Consider the following 17,610-nt stretch of genomic DNA (forward strand, 5'->3'; position numbering starts at 1 on the left):
AAAATTGCGACAGAATTGTAGATATGCAGAATTAAGATGTTACAAAATGTGATGCGACAACAAAGGCGGCTATTTGCCCGCCAATGCAGTAAAGATGGGATCAGAGAAGAGTTTGCATCGCTTCAGCAAGTTGGACTGAAAGGGAGTCATTGCTTAAAACACCCACTTCCGTATCAAAGTTGTCAAAAAACGAAGGGATCGACAGTGATGCTTTTAAATCACCGTCAAAATGAGGGCATGACGCTGATGCTGCAGCAAGTACATTTTTCGCCCCGCCCGGCCCTGGCGATGTTGATAGCATCACCACTTTCTTACCTTGAAAGACTTTTTGATTAATACGAGACGCCCAATCGAACACATTTTTGTAAGCCGCACTATAAGACCCATTGTGCTCCGCAAACGAAATAACCAGCGCGTCCGCTTCGCCAATTTTCGCGAAAAACGCCTTAGCTTTTTCTGGCTGGCCTAACTCCTGTTCTCGATCAACGCTGAACAAGGGAAGTTCGTAATCGTTGAGATCCAAGATCTCAGCTTCAGCACCTTCAATCATGCTAACCGCGTGAGTGACCAACTGCTTATTAATTGACGCTTTACTGCTAGAAGCGGCAAAAGCAATAACCTTCATATTGTTCTCCTAAGCGTTTGTTTTGACATACATAACAATCATCGCGTCTTGCCTGTAGCCTATGCGTTTTACTTTTCAGATAGTTAGAGAAAACATCATGCTTTTCTTACTGGAAAAGAACACGTTTCAACATGGCTTCAATCCTTCACGTCAATGTAAAAACAAATCTAACAAATTCAAACAGATAAGTTGAATAGATTTATTTATGATTCAATGCTCTCATAAATGAGTCATTGATTAACTACACTTTTTAAGGAGAAAAACCAATACACCGACTTTTAACTGTCAGATGGTAGACCAAGGTAGTCAATATGAAACTTGTTAACTCACTCATCAAAAGCGTTATCTCGTTATTCATCATTTCCCCGATGGTGTCCTTGGCAGCACCAGAACCCGGCTCACATTTGAAAGTCTTTATTCCCAGCCTTCCTTATTTATATATTTCACATTCGATCAATGGCGCGCTTCTGAGACCTGCAAATAACGATCGCGGTTGGGACTACGACATGGCGGTTTCACATAGAAAGGTTGACGACACAACCTACGAGTTCAATTTACGACAGGGTGTGAAGTTTCAAGATGGCACACCATTTAATGCCGACGCGGTATTAATGAACATGAAATTTTTTAAGGAAGACCCGTTTTTATTTACGAAAATAGACACGGTTTTTGATCGCGCAGAAAAAGTAGATGACTACACCGTTCGATTTCATCTCACAGAAAAGTACGGTCAATTCCTAAACGATGCTATTTGGATTCAGTTCTACACCCAAGCCTATCTCGACAAATTTGGTTGGAACGGCAAACCAACATGCCCGAACCTTGCCGAACCAGGCCCTTACGGCTTGGGGCCCTACATTCTCAAAGAAGGGTACATTGAAGGTGATCGTCAAACACCCAAAGCGGTTTTAGTGGCTAACCCTAACTATTGGAATTCTGAATTTCCAAAGATTGAAACGGTGACCGTCTATACCGAGCTCGACTCCAACCAAGCACTAGAGATGGCTATTGATAAAGATGCCGCTATCGACATTATGCCAATACCCTTTTCTGAGAAGAAACGAGTCGAACAATCACGATTTGCCAAACTTGTGAGTGCACCGTCAACCAACAACATCGCTATTCACATCAACATGCGAACTGGCAATAAGCGCCTTCTTGACAAAGACGTTCGTGTCGCCCTCAACAAGGCAATAGACCAACGCCGCTTACTTGAAAAGAACTACGCAGGCGAAGGTCAGATAAGCCCAACACTCGCTGCGCCTCTCTATCCTGGTGTAGACAAAGTGGTGAAAAAACTCAAAGCCTATTCTGAAGTGCAAAACCCCAAATCCATTCGTGACGAGCTCAAGAAAACTTTAGATGGACTTGAACTCAACGTATATACGCAAGACCGTTTTATGTACATCTGGAAAGGTATCGACCGTGACTTACGCAAAGTTGGCGTAAAACTCAATTTCACCATCACATCTAGTGAGAAAGATGTCTTTGGTCAGTTGCTTACTACTAACGCCAAAAAGAACACGCAAGATTGGGATCTCCTCGTTTGGGGCAATGACGATTGGTATTACAACCACCCATGGTCAGCATTTTTCGTGTATCGCACACACAATGCGTGGAGCACCATCTTCCCAGACAGCACTTTGGATGGGTACATCGAGAAAATGTTCCGCGAATCTGCAGGAACACCTGAGTTTGATAACGTCTCTGACAAAATCATGCGTCATGCATATAACAACGGGTACATGTTGTTTGTTCCAACGCCAAACAAGGTGTTAGCCGTCAATAGAAACGTGAATTACTCACCATTTAGAATGGCCAACATGCCACTGTGGGAAATCGAAGTCACACCGTCACATTGGTCAGTGAAATAACGTTTTAGTGAGTCACTGAGCACAATGAAACGAAAAGCGAGAGCATTCCGACATCGCACTCGCTGGTAAAAAAAGGGTCTCGAATGTTTGCAAAGCTAAAAGTAAAGCTACTTCTTATCTTCTTGTTCACTGGCGTACTACCCATTCTTGTTGTTGGGTATTTGGCACTTGCAACATCAAGTGCTGCGTTACAAGATCAAGCGTTTGCACAGCTTGTGAGTATGCGAGAGGTTAAAAAAGATCAAATCGAGTCCTATTTTAGTCGTGCTCGAAAAGACACGATGATCCTTTCCGGCAGTGAAGACACCAAGAAAGTTCAAAAATTGCTTCAATTCTACGCTGCAGATGAAGATGTCGAACGTGATGACCCCTTTCCTACTGACACATATGAATACGAAGAAATCTGGAGCGTCAACGGAAAAACCCTCAGTGATTATGTCAATGTCTACGGCTATACCGACGTTTTCATTATTCAAGCCGACACTGGTCACGTGGTTTACACCGCACAAAAAAGATCCGACCTTGGCGCGAATCTCATTTCGGGGCCATTGAAAAACAGCCCCCTCGCCACCTTGTTTCGAAATGTCGTTTCCAGCAACGACGTTAGTGTTCAAGATTATCAGCGTTATGCTCCTCACAATAATGAACCTATCGCACTGATAGGCGGCCCAATCACTGATTTGGGTGGCAACATTCTCGCCGTGGCTGTTCTACAGCTTTCTGTTCCCGAAATTAACGACATCATGTTACAACGCACAGGCATGGGGCTAACCGGAGAAACTTATCTTGTGGGCCCTGACTTTTTAATGCGATCAGACTCCTACCTAGCCGACAGTTCTCACACGGTTAATGCGTCATTTGCGACACCTGAAGACGGTTCAATCAAAACCGTCGCCACTGAAAAAGCAATTGAGGGTGAAACAAGCTTTGACATCACACAGGACTATTTGGGCAATCTGGTATTGTCGGCTTATACCCCGATTAAATTTGGCGATACCAACTGGGCACTTGTAGCCGAAATTGACGAGTCAGAAGCATTCAGCCAAGTCAGTGCCATGAAATGGATGATCGGTATCGCACTGCTTTCAGGTGTGATTATCATCACTTTGATTGCACTTGTGGTGACGAGGTCGCTCACTCACCCTGTGTTGAAACTGACTGAAAACTTGGAAGCCGTTGCGCTAACTGGAGACTTCTCTGCACGAGTCGTGGTGAAAACCAAAGACGAACTGGGCCAGTCTGCTGATGCATTCAACACGCTGATGGATAGTATGCAAGCAGCAATTGGTGACATAAAAAAAGTGATGGAGGGCTTAGCAGAAGGCGATTTCAGTCATCGTATTGAAACTGATCTTCGTGGCGATCTCTTATCCATCAAGCAGGCAACCAACACTTCCCTAGAAAATGTAGAAGCTTCTGAACGAATAAAAGCAAACCTCGAGCGTGATGCAAAAATTCAAGCGGAGGAGAATGCTCGTGTTCGCCAGGCTCTGGACAACGTTTCTACCAACACTATGATTGCAGACAGAAATTTCGACATCATTTACCTCAATAGTTCGTCTCAGGCATTACTGAGAGAAGCAAGAGATGATTTTGCTCAGGTGATCCCGCATTTTAACCCCGATGATATCATCGGGCAGAACATTGATTTCTTTCATAAGAATCCTGCGCATCAGCGACAATTACTCGAACATATTGATGACACACATGAAATGCAAATGCCCGTTGGTAATCGCATTATGGCCATTGCTGTCAATGCGATTATTGACGAACACAATGAAAGAATTGGTACCGTTATAGAGTGGACAGACCGCACCGCTGAAGTCGCCATCGAACGTGAAATTGATCAGATGGTAGAGGCCGCGACACGCGGTGACTTCTCTAAACAACTTTCTCTCGATGACAAGAAAGGGTTCTTGTACAAACTCGCACAAGGCTTGAACTCTCTGACCAACAATACCGACGCCGCACTCGAAGACGTGCAGCGCATTTTAAGTGCAATGGCCAAAGGCGACCTCACACAACGAATTGAAAAAAGCTACAACGGTCGCTTTGCCCAACTGAAAGCCGACACCAATGCCAGCATTGACAGGCTGACTCAAGTCATTGGCAATATCCGACGCGCATCGGAAACCATTACCAACTCTTCCAATGAAATCGCATCAGGTAATCGAGATTTAAGTCAGCGTACCGAAGACCAGGCAACATCGCTTCAAGAGACTGCAGCAAGCATGGAAAGCATGACCGATACGGTTAAACAAAGCGCAGACAATGCCAAGGTCGCCAACAAATTGAGTGAAGACGCGCGACTAAAAGCTCGTGAAGGAGGAAATGTGGTGATGAGAACCATCACCGCCATGGATCAAATCAGCGGAGCCAGTAATAAGATTTCCGACATTATTGGCGTCATTGATGAAATCGCCTTCCAAACAAACTTGCTGGCGCTTAATGCAGCAGTAGAGGCAGCACGTGCAGGTGAACAAGGCCGAGGGTTTGCTGTTGTGGCAGGCGAAGTACGAAATCTCGCACAGCGTTCGGCAGAGGCCGCCAAACAAATCAAAGAGCTTATCCGCGATACGAACAAAAAAGTAGAAGATGGTGCAGAGTTGGTCGCTGAATCCGGCGAGACACTGCAAGAAATTGTCAATATGGTTGAAGAGGTCAGCAACAAAATGTCTGACATCAGTGAAACGGCACAAGGTCAAAGCTCCGGCATTGAACAAGTGAATATCGCCGTCAATCGCATGGACACCATGACTCAACAAAACGCAGCACTTGTGGAAGAAGCCACAACGGCGGGCGAAAGCATGCTCTCTCAGGCGCAAGACATGAGCGCCATGATGGAGTTTTTTACCGTTTCTGGCGGAAATGATGCTATTAAAACGCCGAACTTAAAAAAAATGCGTAGTGTTAAACCTCCACATAAAAAATTCGCTAGAACGCAGAAAAACGAAGACGATGATGAAATTGAGTGGGGAGAATTTTGATCACCCAATAACCTTCCATCAGGGAGCATTCGCTCCCTTTTTACTGAGTTGATATCTAATAGAAATGAAAAACTACGCGATTGCCGGCGTTAGCGGGAACTGCTTACGTTTTTGTCTATAAATATCGTTCCACATCACAGGCAAAACAATTGATGCAAGAACAATATTAGAGATAGGCATCGCTAACCACACGCCTTCAACTCCGTAGAATTTTGGCAATATATACAGGAACGGAAACTGGACCAGCATATTGGCGACAGAGATACCAAGTGCTTTTCCGCCCTTGCCCACCGATAGAAAATACATTGATGCGAGAATGATCAGCCCATCAAGATACATCGCAGACAGGTGTAAACGAATACCCAGTGTTGCTTGTTGTAATAGCGCCTCATTGCCACTGCTAAACATGCCAATAACAATGTTCGGAAATACATTCAGCACTACTAACCAAGCCAATCCTGCGACAAGTGACACCAATGAGGCTAGCTTTGCCACTTTAGCTATCTTGGCGTACGACTTTTCCCCATGATAAAAGCTCACTTGCGGCTGCATACCCTCAGCGATACCTTCTGCTACCACGTAGTACAGTGTCATCAAATAACCCACGACGGCGAAAGCGGCGACACTCACTGGTGTTCCATATTCAGCAAATAAACGGTTGTGAAAACCAACAAGCACACCGTAATACATAAACATGACAAGCGACGAACACCCAAGGAGCAAACTCTGTTTTGCGTCAGCAAGACTTAGCTTTACCTTGTGACGAAATACCCCAAGAAACGAACGGGATGAACACAGATAAGCCAAACCTATGACAACACTAACTAATTGTGCCAACACTGTTGCAACGGCGGCTCCTTTCAGACCCCACGACATCACACCGATAAACAGGTAATCGAGCACGATATTGGTCAATGCGCCGACGACCATCATGGACGTCGCCACAAAAGGACTGTCGTCATTTCGTATCAAAAAAGGCAATGCACCGGCAACAACCGTTGCCAATGCGCCTAACTCAAACACCATCAGATAATCGGATGCATAACCATGTGCCAACCCCGAGGCCCCTTGTAAACCAATCAGTAAAGCACTGAAGCAATACAAGTAAACCGATGCGACAATTGCCAGCCCAAACGCTAATACAAGCCCTGTCGCCATGGCGCTTCTCGCTTTGTGTAGGTTACCTTCACCACGGTAGATGGAGACCAAACTGCCTGCCCCCATGCCTATCATTAACCCCAAACCACCGACAACGGCAATCACTGGCCAAGCAATGTTGATGGCTGCTAACCCTTCTGCGCCAATGTAGTGCCCAACAAAAATACCATCCACTAATTGATAGAGTCCGTTGACGATCATTGCAGCAATAGCCGGGATGGTGAAACGCCAAAACGTTTTGGTGATGGAATCACTCTGTTTTAAATCGGTGGTATGCATAAACAGTGAACTTAAAAAGGGAAAGAGACTGGTACGAGTTTGACGTTGTTTTGATATAGATAAAAGTTACAATCAATCCTCAAAGCGGATACATAGGTGACATCATGCAGTGGACACTCGAACAACTCAAAGCCTTTACAGAAGCAGCCGAGGCTGGGTCATTTTCTGCTGCAGCACGCAAGCTCGGCAAAGCGCAATCTCGCGTTAGCACTGCCATTGCAAACTTAGAAGTCGACCTAGGGTTTGATTTATTTGATCGCAGTGCCAAACTACCGGTGTTGACCAGTGCCGGGAAAGAAATGCTCGTTGACGCCAAGGCTATCTTACAGCAGTGCCAACGCATGAACTCACGCGCGATGGCGGTCACTAAAGGTGAGCCTGTCGCATTCACGGTCGCCATGGATGAAGCCGTTCCAATCCAAACTTTTGAAACTTTGTTTGAAATGATGGCCGATAGTTTTCCGGAGCTAAAGCTCACTATTTTGAATGGGTCTCAGGATGATATCGCGACATGGGTTAACGAAGGCAGAGCAGACATCGGGTTTATTTTTCGCGTCAAACCTTTGTCTGAGTCACTCGATTGGTACGACATCACCACGGTAAAACAAGTACTGATTGCTTCGCCTCAGCACCCTCTTTCGGCAATTGATCACCCGCATGAAGATGACTTAGTTAAACATCGCCAGCTCGCGATTCGAGACCGTTTAGGTTCTTCGCAAGAACAGCCTCTTTCTCCTCGCTATTGGCATGTTGACAGCTACTACTATATTTCAGGACTGGTTAATCGGAACCTTGGCTGGGCTTTTGTGCCGGAACATATCGTTAACCATGATTGGATGGAAGGCTCGGTCAAAACGCTCTCAACTGCAGAACTTTCAAGCCCGCCGTTACTCACTCTCAGTGCCATCAAGAAGAAAACACGTGGTTGGGACAAGGTGATGTTATGGATCGACAACACCTTAAATACTCTGTTTCCGACTCAGGTGTAACGAGAACCCTAAGCTGCTGTGGTCTACTATAAAATGATGATTTCAAACCATGAGGTGATCGATGTTTTGCCGCCATGCTCGAAAGCCTCACACGCCAAAGAATGCAATCAATTTCACCCTTGTAGACGTTATCGCTTTCGTATTTGCTATGCTGCTAAGCGGTTGCTCCTCCGGCATCGATAGCAGTGGTTTTGGTCCGTTTCAGCGCTCTTTAAATTCAACGACCCACGGTTATCAGATCACGCCCGATCTCACTGGTAGTGCGCCAACTGAATTAATAGAAATATTCGACGTTCGCCCCGGTGATTGTTCTTCAAACGATGGTTGGAATGATTGTAAAAAAGATCGAGAACGAAGTGAGTTATCGGAGAAAAACAAATCAACCCACGTAAACAGTGAATACTGGTACGGCTGGTCTATCTACTTCCCCGACGACTATGTGAATGTTTTCCCAACGAAAACCTCACTTGGGCAGTTTCACCAAAAGGGCTCGCACCCCGTTTGGATGTTTCAAAATAGTGCTGGCGGCTATCACCTTGATAATCAAGTCTTAGGGCAGACAACCGAGTATTACGCACTTATTGATGACAAAGACCTTCGCGGCCGTTGGCATCACATTGAAGTGAACGTTCGATGGGCAACCGATCCATCCGGTTTTTTCGATGTATGGGTGAACGGCGAGCAAAAAGTGGGCTATCAAGGACAGACGATGGATGCATCGATCGTGTACTTTAAATATGGCCTTTATCGTTCTTTCCTTTCTCGTTATAAAACCGCGAATAATGCTAATGAAGTTCCCGCCCAAACGGTTTACTTTTCTAATGTTAAACGCAGTCAATCTCGACGTGGCCTTATCCCTGATGGCGACTAACATTTAACTGAATACCCTTCTACAAAAAACCGCCCTAATATTGGGCGGTTTCAAGTAGTGTTTTGTGAACGTCTTAATCGCTTTGCCTATTCGTCGTAAGCTTCTATCGACACACCCTCAAGCAAATACCCTGCTTGAGCGAGATCATGTGACACAGTTTCCGTTTTCAACGTCCCAATCACATACACCACATCCCAAAGCTCGTGGACTGGCGCACCTTTATCAAATTTCACATACACAATTTGGTTAGGGGGCGGTGGCGGTACGTGAATACACGCGCCAAAAAATGGCACCAATAAAAATTCCGTCACTGTGTTGGCATCACCTTCCAGCGGGATAACAAAACCAGGGATTTTCACCTGGCTGTTATTCAACTCAGAACGAATACTTCCCACTAAGTTTTGCTGAGGCTCATCACTTTCGTGATTGACCATTGGCATGCCTCTGTCATTGAATTGATTGCGTTCTGACTCTGGGATCAGGTCAATCCAATCCAACATCAATGTCTCATTTGCTTGAACGAACAATGGCAAACAAGTCGCCATTAATAGAAGCCATTTTTTCATCATGTTATATCCGTATGGTCATGCCATCTGATAGTGATTGGCGATACGCGCGCAACGCAGGCAACACGCCCACCAATAGTCCCGCCACAAGTACAATGCCCATTAGCATCCATTCGCGGCTATTTAAGAATGTCGCTGAAAGTTGTAAGCCGTATTGGCTTAACACAAACGGCGCGGCAATGGTGATGACTGCAAACACAGAAACAATCCCGAGCATGATGCCAAGCAAAGTTAAACACACCGCTTCGCTGATCAACAGTGCAAAGATATGTGCGGGCCTTGCACCCATGGCGCGCAAAATCGCCATCTCTCGTCGTCGCTCATTCAAGCTTGTCAGTAGGCTAGAAAGCATTCCCAGCAAGCCTGCAACCACCACAAATCCTGACACCACCAACAAGGCTTGTTCAGCCACGGACATCAGCCCCCACAATTCATGCAGTGCAATGCCGGGCATGATAGCGGTCAGCGGCTCTCGCTTATATTCGTTAATGGTGCGTAACAAAGCAAAGGTTTGGATCTTGCTTTTCAATCCCACTAAGAGTGCCGTAATTTGTTCAGGTTGAAGCTTATCAGGATCAATACCTTCCGCGCCAACACCTACCCCCATTCGAGCACCACTTTCCCAGCCGATGTGAATCGCTTCAATCGCAGGTAGAGAGACATGTACGCTCCGGTCTACGGGCGTGCCTGTCGGTGCCAGAATACCAGTGATGGTAAAAGGAAGGTTGTCGTGACGACTGAACTTCCTGTCCGCCAGTCCATGCGCAATGACGATTTCATCACCCAGTTTATAATTGAGTCTTTCCGCAACTTCAGCGCCAATCACGGTATCAAACAGGCCATTAAATGGCAGCCCTTGAGTAAACGTGAGTGGCTGTTTATTCCCGTATTTGTAATGCGTGAAGTAGTCTCCCGTTGTACCTACCACACGGAAACCTCGATGAGAGTCGCCTAGGGAAATGGGGATAGACCATGCCACCGACGGATGACGCTGAATTTCTTCAACGCTGTCCCAACCAATGTTATTGGTAGCATTGCCAATACGAAACACCGAATAAAGCAGTAAGTTCACTTGGCCAGATCGCGCACCAACAATCAAATCTGTGCCAGAAATAGTGTTCGCAAAACTTTCTTTCGCTTGAGTACGAACACGCTCCACACCTAGCAGTAACGCCACTGAAATTGCCACCGTCAGAATCGTGAGAAAAGCCGTGGCTTTTCGGTTATTTAAGCTTTGAATCGCCAATCGGAATATGGCCATTTACACCACCACCTTATTCGATACACTGCGGTTGATCTCGGACAGTGACACCGCTCGGTCGAAATGCGTTTCCAGCGTATGATCATGACTGACAAACAGCAGGCTAGTTCCCGCATGGTCGCATTCTTTCATTAATAGCGAGATAAACGCGTTACGACTATCTACATCCAGTGCAGAAGTGGGTTCATCGGCAAGCAACAATGCTGGTCGGCCAATCAGTGCGCGAGCTGCGGCAACGCGTTGCTGCTGACCAATGCTTAGTTCGGTCACGGGCTTATTCAAACACGCATCCGGCAGGGCGAGTGCGCTCAATAGACGAGTGGCTTCTTGGTTCAAATCACCGCTCACACGCTGTTTTCGCATCGACGAAAATCGACAAGGTAGCGTGACATTATCTAAAACAGACAGATACGGCAAAAGGTTGAACTGCTGAAAAATGTACCCCAAATGATCGGCGCGAAATACATCCCGCCTAGCACCTTTCAACAGCGAAATGTCGATATCCTGAATGTACAACGAGCCTGATTGCGCGACATTAATGCCTGCAACCAAACCCAGCAGTGTAGATTTACCGCAACCACTTGCGCCTTTGAGAAACACTTTCTCATTGGCACCGACTTCAAAATGCGGAATATCAATCTGCCACTCAGACTGTCCTGGCCATCGAAAGAAAAGATCTTTTATTAATAACATGCAGATACTTAAGGCCTCAGTGATGAGGCCTTCCTGTACTAGAAACGAATGGTTCTTGACGTTGGCGTAAGCTCGCCGGCAGAGACACCTTTATCAGTGATCGCTTGGACACTGATTTTTTCTGTCTGACCAAATGTATCAAACCAGCGCGAAGTGACAGATTGAAGTTCAGCAGGATTTGAACAATGGAATGTGTATTGGGCAGAAAACTCACCGTGTGACTCAATGTCTTTTTGATGGTGTTCGCGATGGTCATCATGCTTATCGTGAGCATCATGGCTGTCATGCTTATCGTGAGCATCATGACCGTCATGCTTATCGTGAGCATCATGACCGTCATGCTTATCGTGAGTATCATGGTCGTCATGCTTATCGTGAGCATCATGGCTGTCATGCTTATCGTGAGCATCATGGTCATGATCAGAATGATCGTCTGATTCATCTAACGTCTGAGTGACCGATTGCTCAACCAGTTCACAATTAGCAGATGCATTAAGTTCTATCAAAGTATCTGCTTTAGCCAGCGACTTCAGCGCTTGCTCAATGGCGGCTTTTTGCTCTTCATTCTGAGGCGCATATTCAAAACCAACAATGTCACTGCCCGGCGCCGTAATTTCAACGAGAAGCTCTTCGCCATCCTGCGCAATATGCCATTCAACCAAACCATGTTGATGGGCACTATGCTGGGTAAAATCGTTACTTTCCGCAACCGCAAATGTCGCCATACCCAATGCTATCGCGCTGAGCGTAAATCGAGTTGTATTACGCATGTTCTCTCCAAATTGAATTGATTAAATATCGTGTTAAGTTGGAGAGAAGAGTGGCGGAGCACGTGCTTTAGGTTCAAGCAATGATGTTTGAGGAGATTGGGATACATAGCCTGAAGGCATATAACCGCTGACCAACGGCGCAGAAGGGATTGCATCATTTGAAGTTATCGCGGGTGCCCCCATGGCACACAGAGCGCAATGATGATCAGTATTTAAAGAATGTTGATGCGATGCCTTGTGTTCCGCAACCGCTAAACCTTGCCAGCCCATAAGGACTGCAAGCAATAAAGGAAGTAACAATTGGCGAAACGCGAGTGTCATGATCCGTCAGGCACCTTTCGATGTAATGTTATAATATAACATTATCAATTCGGCTTGCCCATTAGGATAGTGAAAGATTTATATCTGAAAAGCGAAGAAGCGATAAGCAATATCCAAAACGCAAAAAACCTGCCATAAGGCAGGTTTCTTTAATTTGGCTCCCCCTGCAAGACTTGAACTTGCGACATACGGATTAACAGTCCGCCGTTCTACCAACTGAACTAAGGGGGAATTGAGTGTTCCTAAGAACGAGGTTGATAGTAGGAAAAGCACGGGAGCCTTGCAAGCACTAATTTGCATTCCCACGCTTTTTTTGGTTCAAATGGCTAATTGATAACCTATTCTCTAAAAATCATGCCGCATTCTTTTGCTATTACTCATTGTCCCGCGAGTATTTGTTCCATCACCCATGTGGTATTTCTGCCACTTTCAGCCAAACTTGGGTGAGTTTTTTCACCTTTAAGGTGCTTAACCATGTTTTCAACATGAAAATACTGCACAGGATCAGGATTCTCGATCGAAGACGTAGCCTGTTCAGTGCCTTCTAGCACAAAAGGTTCATCACCAAATACCGAACACAGAATTCGCCCTTCACTGCCAATAATCTCAACCCTGTCTTCTCGTATGGCAGCACCAAAGTTCCAATAGCCAGAACCGAGTACACCATTTTCGAAAACGAACGAAGCAGATACCGCATCTTCAGCGGCATAGTAACCTTGCTGATTAGCAGCAATACCACGCGCAGTTGTGATGTCACCAAACCATTGTTGAAAAAGATTCAAACCATGGCTGGCCAAATCAACAAAGTAGCCCCCACCCGCCTGGTCCGGATTAACCCGCCAGTTTTCAAGCCCTGCAACGTCATCAGGGTTTGGGGCACGATGATACGTCCAATGAATATGACGTACAGCACCGATCTTTCCTTGGTCAATCCATTCTCTCACGGCCTGAAACCGAGGAAGGGAACGACGGTAATACGCCACGAACAAGGGGACATTGGCCTGTTTAAATGCGTCAATCATGTCATCACATTCCGCTGTGGTTAATGCCATCGGCTTTTCAACCACACACGGTTTTCCCGCTTTCGCAGCCATCAACGCATATTCACGGTGACTGTCCGGAGGGGTCGCGACATAAATCGCATCTATGTTGGGGTCGTTAATCAACGCGGAGGCATCTGTGGTATGGGCAGGAATACCATGCTTGGCACAGTAAGCTTTAGCCCTCTCTTCGCGACGAGCCATCACCATGCTCAATGACGAGCCTTCGACTTGCCAAAATGCAGGCCCACTTTTACGCTCAGTGACACTACCGCAACCGATCATGCCCCAACGAATTGTCTTTTGTTCCATCATTTCATCCATTTTTTACAGTTGTCGGTCAGTTAGCGTGCTGATTTTCGACCGTTTATTGCGTTGATACTGTGTATTGTAAGCATATTGATACAGGGATTAACAACACGTCTCGCGCTACAAACTGCTCAATACATTCCATTGTTGTATGATCCCCGCTCATTTTTCACCACTCGAAAGCGTGGAACGCTTTAGCAAAACTATGTGACTCTTATCACGGAATGATGGTCAGGTGACAACTAACTCATTTCAAATTATAGGAGGTTGCTGATGCAGTTTCGTCATACACAAACAGACACCATCTTTTATGCCATTGGCCAATTCTTTTTGTTTGCGCTGCTGGTTACCATCCCCGTTATTATCATAAAACTTGATCTCCACGTACTCAAAAATGGCTTATCTGAACAGTCGCTTACTGAATATGGCGAGCAATTTCTGCTGGCAGCGACCATTTCATGCTACGTGATTATTGCAAAGAGGAATCCTTCATTTCGTCGTTTTGGTGCACTAGTCATTGGCTTTTTCATGTGTATGTTAATCCGAGAACTCGACAAATTTTTCGACGATTGGATGTGGCATGGTTTCTGGGTTTATCCTGCCTCACTGACTGCGGCCAGCGCCATGTTATATGCCCTGCACAACAGAGCTGAAACCTTAAAAAGTTTCAGTGAATTTGTCAGCCATCGTTACTTCCCGTTGCTCAGCCTTGGACTTGCCCTTTTATTGGTGTTCTCCCGTCTGTTTGGCATGAGTTCCCTGTGGCACGACGCGCTCGGTGATGGCTTCGTCCGCGCAGCCAAAAACGTCGCAGAAGAAGGTACCGAGCTCATGGCCTATATCACCATATTCTACGCCTCACTGCGTTACACAATGGCAATGCGCCCCGTGGATGTCACAGACACTCAGCAAGAAGAAGCCGCCGAACTTTGTAAGCAGTCACGCGTATAAGAATATCCTCTTAGAGCCAAATCTTGACTGATGTGGCTCGATACTCATCAAAGCACTTCTTTTTCCATTCTCTTGAATCCCAATTTTGCAACGCCCTTCAACACGCTCCACTTCGTAAACTGCATGGATATGTAGTGCGATTGCCCCTTGTGTACAAAGGAACGAAGTATGAAGTGGTTACTTCCGTTATTCATTGCCACCAGCACCGTGAGTTGCTCTGACGAGATAGATCAGCCGCTCGCTGATTGTCCCACCCTACAAAACTACTCCGAAGCGTTTCTCAACAGCGATTTCTATGAAGGTTGGCGGCATTTACAGCGCGGTTCATACCCTAGAGAGCATTGTCAGGCCGCTACACCTTACTTTCTTGAAGGGGTAGAAAACGATGCTGTGTTTGAGCTTTCTACTTTGTATCTTGATTTTTGTAGCGAAACACCCAATGTCGATGCACTCAATCACAGCAGCATTTATCACAGTAAGCGCCTAACTAACGGCATCGACTATGACGAATTCAAGTGGGTATTAGACTTGGCTTTGTGCAATAGCCCCGTTGAGCAATATGCGTTAGGTAAAATGTTACACGATGGTTTTGTCACCGATCAGGATACAGAGAAAGGGATCTACTTCTTAAGTTTGGCCGCACATCAAGACCATATTCAGGCACAAGTTGCGCTTGCGAACGCGTTAGTGGGGATTGATGAACACGACATTGCCGCACGGTGGCTGGAGAAAGCACGCAGCCATGGCGGTCAAACCTTTGTGGGTTTGAATCTGTCGCCAAATACCACGAAGTAATGTCTTTGCATGAATTTACACAACGGAAGCTACAAATTCCTCACTTGGACACGTAAAGTAAGGGCATTAACGTTGGAATACTGAGAAATACATGTCGATGCCATTGCCCCTATTTCTTGCGGGCCCGATATTAAGAAGAACAACCAAAACAGAGATCTGCGTCTGGGCGGTGACATCTTCTCCGTTGAATGCGGACTTCTTACTGTATGAAAAAGACAGTGACATTCCATTTTTTCGCGCCTCCTTCAAATCCCAAAAGCAGATTCAGTTAGGCTCTCATTGTTTTGTCGTATTTGCACATTTTTCCAATGCGCAGCTTTCCCAACATTCATCTCACCGAGATGAGATCGCAGACAAGAACATTGGCTACTTCGAAACAGACACGCAATTAGCATACGACATACTGTCACAAGAGCATTCTTTACTCACCGACATTGACGGATTGTTGTATGACGGCGAAAAGCGCCCGAGCTTTATCATCTCATCACGCGCGGAAAGCCTTGCACACGGCTCATGTCGTCACCCACACCACCATTGTGATGACGCCCTAGTGGCATTAGACACAAAATATGATGCGCTCGCCATCGATGAGCGTGCAGACATGTTGATCATGGGTGGCGATCAGATTTACGCCGATGACGTGTGCGGCCCCATGATGTTCGCTATTCGCCAAGCCATTACCAGACTTGGACTTTACGATCAGGAAATCGACGACGAAACAATCACCCATTGCAGCCAACTCGCATTAAATCTAACGCCGCTATATGGTCGAAGCGACACACTGCCCAAAACCACCATCAATCATGGTTTGATGAAGCGACTACTGAAAGCAGGCCCAGAACCAATATTCAGTTCACGCACCACCGACAACCACTTGATAAGCTTTAACGAGTTTATCGCCATGTATCTGTTGGTGTGGTCACCATCTCTGTGGGCAACCATTCCATTGCCTGAAGCAAACGCAATAGCAGGCTTGTCTGATGAAAATAAGGCACGTTGGACATCAGAGAAAAACGAGCTGACTCACTTCTGTGCCGGACTCAAACAAGTCAGACGATTGTTTGCTCATATACCCACATACATGATTTTTGATGATCACGACATCACCGATGATTTCAATCTCACCGTCGGATGGGAACGCGCAGTTTATGACTCGCCCTTTGCACAAAGTATTATTACCAACGGCATGCTGGGCTATTTCTTCTGTCAGGGATGGGGCAACGACCCAGATGCCTTTGATGACAATTTCTGGCGAACCATCACACGGTTTGTGGCAGAGCCAACGCCAAGTACCCTCAATGACGCTACGCAGCTAATTCACCATTTTGAGCGTTGGCACTATACGCTGCCCACCACGCCAAAAGTTGTGGTGATTGATACACGAACACGCCGATGGCGCTCAGAGTCAAGCAACAACAAACCGTCAGGATTGATGGATTGGGAGTCCCTGATGGATTTCCAGCAAGATGTTATCAATGCTAATGCCGTTGTCGTGGTGTCACCCGCGCCGATGTTTGGTATTAAGTTCATTGAAACCTTACAACGTATTGTCACGATGTGCGGTCAGCCGTTAGCGACTGATTCTGAAAACTGGATGGCGCATCCGGGTTCGGCCAATGCACTGTTAAATATTTTCAAACACCCTAAAACGCCCAAGAACTTCGTGATCCTCTCTGGGGATGTTCACTATTCGTTCGCGTATGATATTCGTCTGCGATTTCGAAAAGGCAGTCCGAGAATTTGGCAAATCACCTGTAGTGGGTTTCGTAATACGTTCCCAGAACCTTATCTCTCAATTTTCGAATGGTTCGACAGAAAGCTTTTCTGGCCGGGGTCACCGCTCAACGTTTTTACACGCCGCAAGCGCATGCGAATAGAACGACGACGCCCAGACAATGGCTGCTCTCGGTATTTAGTCAACAAAAGTGCCGTTGGCGAAGTCTTACTGAATCCTGATGGCTCTCCCGCAAAAATAGGCCTATTGACGGGAACGGGTGAGCAAGTCGCATTTACACCATGCGAAGAGATGCCGAGTAAAACTTATGTTTCTACCTCTGATTCCGTGACGCGGGATTGACTTGACGAGGAGGCTGATAAATACTCCGCCTCCTCAAAAACTCG

The 17,610-nt window shown here is 46.2% G+C and carries 15 protein-coding genes and 1 tRNA gene; 7 read left to right on the forward strand and 9 right to left on the reverse strand.

The genetic code is table 11. The features are described 5' to 3' along the window. Window positions 1–100: 100 nt before the first annotated feature. Window positions 101–625: an NADPH-dependent FMN reductase gene (locus AC3CIC_RS19670; protein ID WP_488516812.1), complete on the reverse strand. Its 525-nt coding sequence runs from the start codon at window positions 623–625 to the stop codon at window positions 101–103. A 311-nt stretch (window positions 626–936) separates the two neighbouring features. Here AC3CIC_RS19670 and AC3CIC_RS19675 point away from each other — a divergent pair, with 311 nt between their 5' ends. Both AC3CIC_RS19675 and AC3CIC_RS19680 read left to right on the forward strand, forming a co-directional pair. After that, complete coding sequence (locus tag AC3CIC_RS19675; protein WP_488516813.1) at window positions 937–2,499, forward strand: ABC transporter substrate-binding protein; 1,563 nt, start codon at window positions 937–939, stop codon at window positions 2,497–2,499. Between the two features lie 83 nt (window positions 2,500–2,582). After that, window positions 2,583–5,486 (forward strand): methyl-accepting chemotaxis protein, encoded by a 2,904-nt coding sequence (locus AC3CIC_RS19680; RefSeq protein WP_488516814.1) that lies wholly within the window; start codon window positions 2,583–2,585, stop codon window positions 5,484–5,486. A 72-nt stretch (window positions 5,487–5,558) separates the two neighbouring features. On the opposite strand, the gene AC3CIC_RS19685 is transcribed toward AC3CIC_RS19680, so the two are convergent. Beyond that, window positions 5,559–6,923: an MATE family efflux transporter gene (locus AC3CIC_RS19685; protein ID WP_488516815.1), complete on the reverse strand. Its 1,365-nt coding sequence runs from the start codon at window positions 6,921–6,923 to the stop codon at window positions 5,559–5,561. Between the two features lie 104 nt (window positions 6,924–7,027). Here AC3CIC_RS19685 and AC3CIC_RS19690 point away from each other — a divergent pair, with 104 nt between their 5' ends. Further along, on the forward strand, window positions 7,028–7,912 hold the full coding sequence (locus AC3CIC_RS19690; protein WP_488516816.1) for a LysR family transcriptional regulator: 885 nt from the start codon (window positions 7,028–7,030) through the stop codon (window positions 7,910–7,912). A 61-nt stretch (window positions 7,913–7,973) separates the two neighbouring features. Continuing rightward, window positions 7,974–8,783, forward strand: a complete 810-nt coding sequence (locus AC3CIC_RS19695) for a heparin lyase I family protein (RefSeq protein ID WP_488516817.1) — start codon at window positions 7,974–7,976, stop codon at window positions 8,781–8,783. An 86-nt stretch (window positions 8,784–8,869) separates the two neighbouring features. On the opposite strand, the gene AC3CIC_RS19700 is transcribed toward AC3CIC_RS19695, so the two are convergent. From AC3CIC_RS19700 to AC3CIC_RS19730, 7 genes are all read right to left on the reverse strand, one after another. Beyond that, window positions 8,870–9,349, reverse strand: a complete 480-nt coding sequence (locus AC3CIC_RS19700; protein WP_488516844.1) for a DUF3299 domain-containing protein — start codon at window positions 9,347–9,349, stop codon at window positions 8,870–8,872. Window positions 9,350–9,353: 4 nt separating this feature from the next. Beyond that, window positions 9,354–10,610: an ABC transporter permease gene (locus tag AC3CIC_RS19705; RefSeq protein WP_488516818.1), complete on the reverse strand. Its 1,257-nt coding sequence runs from the start codon at window positions 10,608–10,610 to the stop codon at window positions 9,354–9,356. Continuing rightward, window positions 10,611–11,303, reverse strand: a complete 693-nt coding sequence (locus AC3CIC_RS19710; protein ID WP_488516819.1) for an ABC transporter ATP-binding protein — start codon at window positions 11,301–11,303, stop codon at window positions 10,611–10,613. A gap of 38 nt (window positions 11,304–11,341) precedes the next feature. Beyond that, window positions 11,342–12,073, reverse strand: a complete 732-nt coding sequence (gene zrgA / locus AC3CIC_RS19715; protein WP_488516820.1) for a zinc uptake protein ZrgA — start codon at window positions 12,071–12,073, stop codon at window positions 11,342–11,344. Window positions 12,074–12,106: 33 nt separating this feature from the next. Further along, window positions 12,107–12,394, reverse strand: a complete 288-nt coding sequence (locus AC3CIC_RS19720; RefSeq protein WP_488516821.1) for a hypothetical protein — start codon at window positions 12,392–12,394, stop codon at window positions 12,107–12,109. Between the two features lie 155 nt (window positions 12,395–12,549). After that, window positions 12,550–12,625, reverse strand: a tRNA-Asn gene (locus AC3CIC_RS19725). A gap of 146 nt (window positions 12,626–12,771) precedes the next feature. After that, window positions 12,772–13,746: a Gfo/Idh/MocA family protein gene (locus tag AC3CIC_RS19730; protein ID WP_488516822.1), complete on the reverse strand. Its 975-nt coding sequence runs from the start codon at window positions 13,744–13,746 to the stop codon at window positions 12,772–12,774. Window positions 13,747–14,016: 270 nt separating this feature from the next. Between AC3CIC_RS19730 and AC3CIC_RS19735 the strand changes: the two genes are divergently transcribed. The 3 genes from AC3CIC_RS19735 (at window position 14,017) to AC3CIC_RS19745 (ending at window position 17,566) form a co-directional block, all read left to right on the forward strand. After that, window positions 14,017–14,694 (forward strand): hypothetical protein, encoded by a 678-nt coding sequence (locus tag AC3CIC_RS19735; protein ID WP_488516823.1) that lies wholly within the window; start codon window positions 14,017–14,019, stop codon window positions 14,692–14,694. Between the two features lie 168 nt (window positions 14,695–14,862). Further along, the gene (locus AC3CIC_RS19740; protein WP_488516824.1) at window positions 14,863–15,489 is read left to right on the forward strand and encodes a tetratricopeptide repeat protein; all 627 of its coding nucleotides are present in this window, start codon (window positions 14,863–14,865) and stop codon (window positions 15,487–15,489) included. Between the two features lie 91 nt (window positions 15,490–15,580). Beyond that, window positions 15,581–17,566 (forward strand): metallophosphoesterase family protein, encoded by a 1,986-nt coding sequence (locus AC3CIC_RS19745; RefSeq protein WP_488516825.1) that lies wholly within the window; start codon window positions 15,581–15,583, stop codon window positions 17,564–17,566. Window positions 17,567–17,610: the final 44 nt, after the last annotated feature.

Source organism: Enterovibrio sp. QJM3NY_24, from assembly GCF_057786035.1.

Coding starts and splice junctions, on each gene's coding strand:
- AC3CIC_RS19740 (WP_488516824.1), top strand. CDS start 14,863: ATGAAGTGGTTACTTCCGTTATTCATTGCCACCAGCACCGTGAGTTGC.
- AC3CIC_RS19680 (WP_488516814.1), top strand. CDS start 2,583: ATGTTTGCAAAGCTAAAAGTAAAGCTACTTCTTATCTTCTTGTTCACT.
- zrgA (WP_488516820.1), bottom strand. CDS start 12,073: ATGCGTAATACAACTCGATTTACGCTCAGCGCGATAGCATTGGGTATG.
- AC3CIC_RS19720 (WP_488516821.1), bottom strand. CDS start 12,394: ATGACACTCGCGTTTCGCCAATTGTTACTTCCTTTATTGCTTGCAGTC.
- AC3CIC_RS19675 (WP_488516813.1), top strand. CDS start 937: ATGAAACTTGTTAACTCACTCATCAAAAGCGTTATCTCGTTATTCATC.
- AC3CIC_RS19710 (WP_488516819.1), bottom strand. CDS start 11,303: ATGTTATTAATAAAAGATCTTTTCTTTCGATGGCCAGGACAGTCTGAG.
- AC3CIC_RS19695 (WP_488516817.1), top strand. CDS start 7,974: ATGTTTTGCCGCCATGCTCGAAAGCCTCACACGCCAAAGAATGCAATC.
- AC3CIC_RS19745 (WP_488516825.1), top strand. CDS start 15,581: ATGTCGATGCCATTGCCCCTATTTCTTGCGGGCCCGATATTAAGAAGA.
- AC3CIC_RS19690 (WP_488516816.1), top strand. CDS start 7,028: ATGCAGTGGACACTCGAACAACTCAAAGCCTTTACAGAAGCAGCCGAG.
- AC3CIC_RS19700 (WP_488516844.1), bottom strand. CDS start 9,349: ATGAAAAAATGGCTTCTATTAATGGCGACTTGTTTGCCATTGTTCGTT.
- AC3CIC_RS19670 (WP_488516812.1), bottom strand. CDS start 625: ATGAAGGTTATTGCTTTTGCCGCTTCTAGCAGTAAAGCGTCAATTAAT.
- AC3CIC_RS19705 (WP_488516818.1), bottom strand. CDS start 10,610: ATGGCCATATTCCGATTGGCGATTCAAAGCTTAAATAACCGAAAAGCC.
- AC3CIC_RS19685 (WP_488516815.1), bottom strand. CDS start 6,923: ATGCATACCACCGATTTAAAACAGAGTGATTCCATCACCAAAACGTTT.
- AC3CIC_RS19730 (WP_488516822.1), bottom strand. CDS start 13,746: ATGGAACAAAAGACAATTCGTTGGGGCATGATCGGTTGCGGTAGTGTC.
- AC3CIC_RS19735 (WP_488516823.1), top strand. CDS start 14,017: ATGCAGTTTCGTCATACACAAACAGACACCATCTTTTATGCCATTGGC.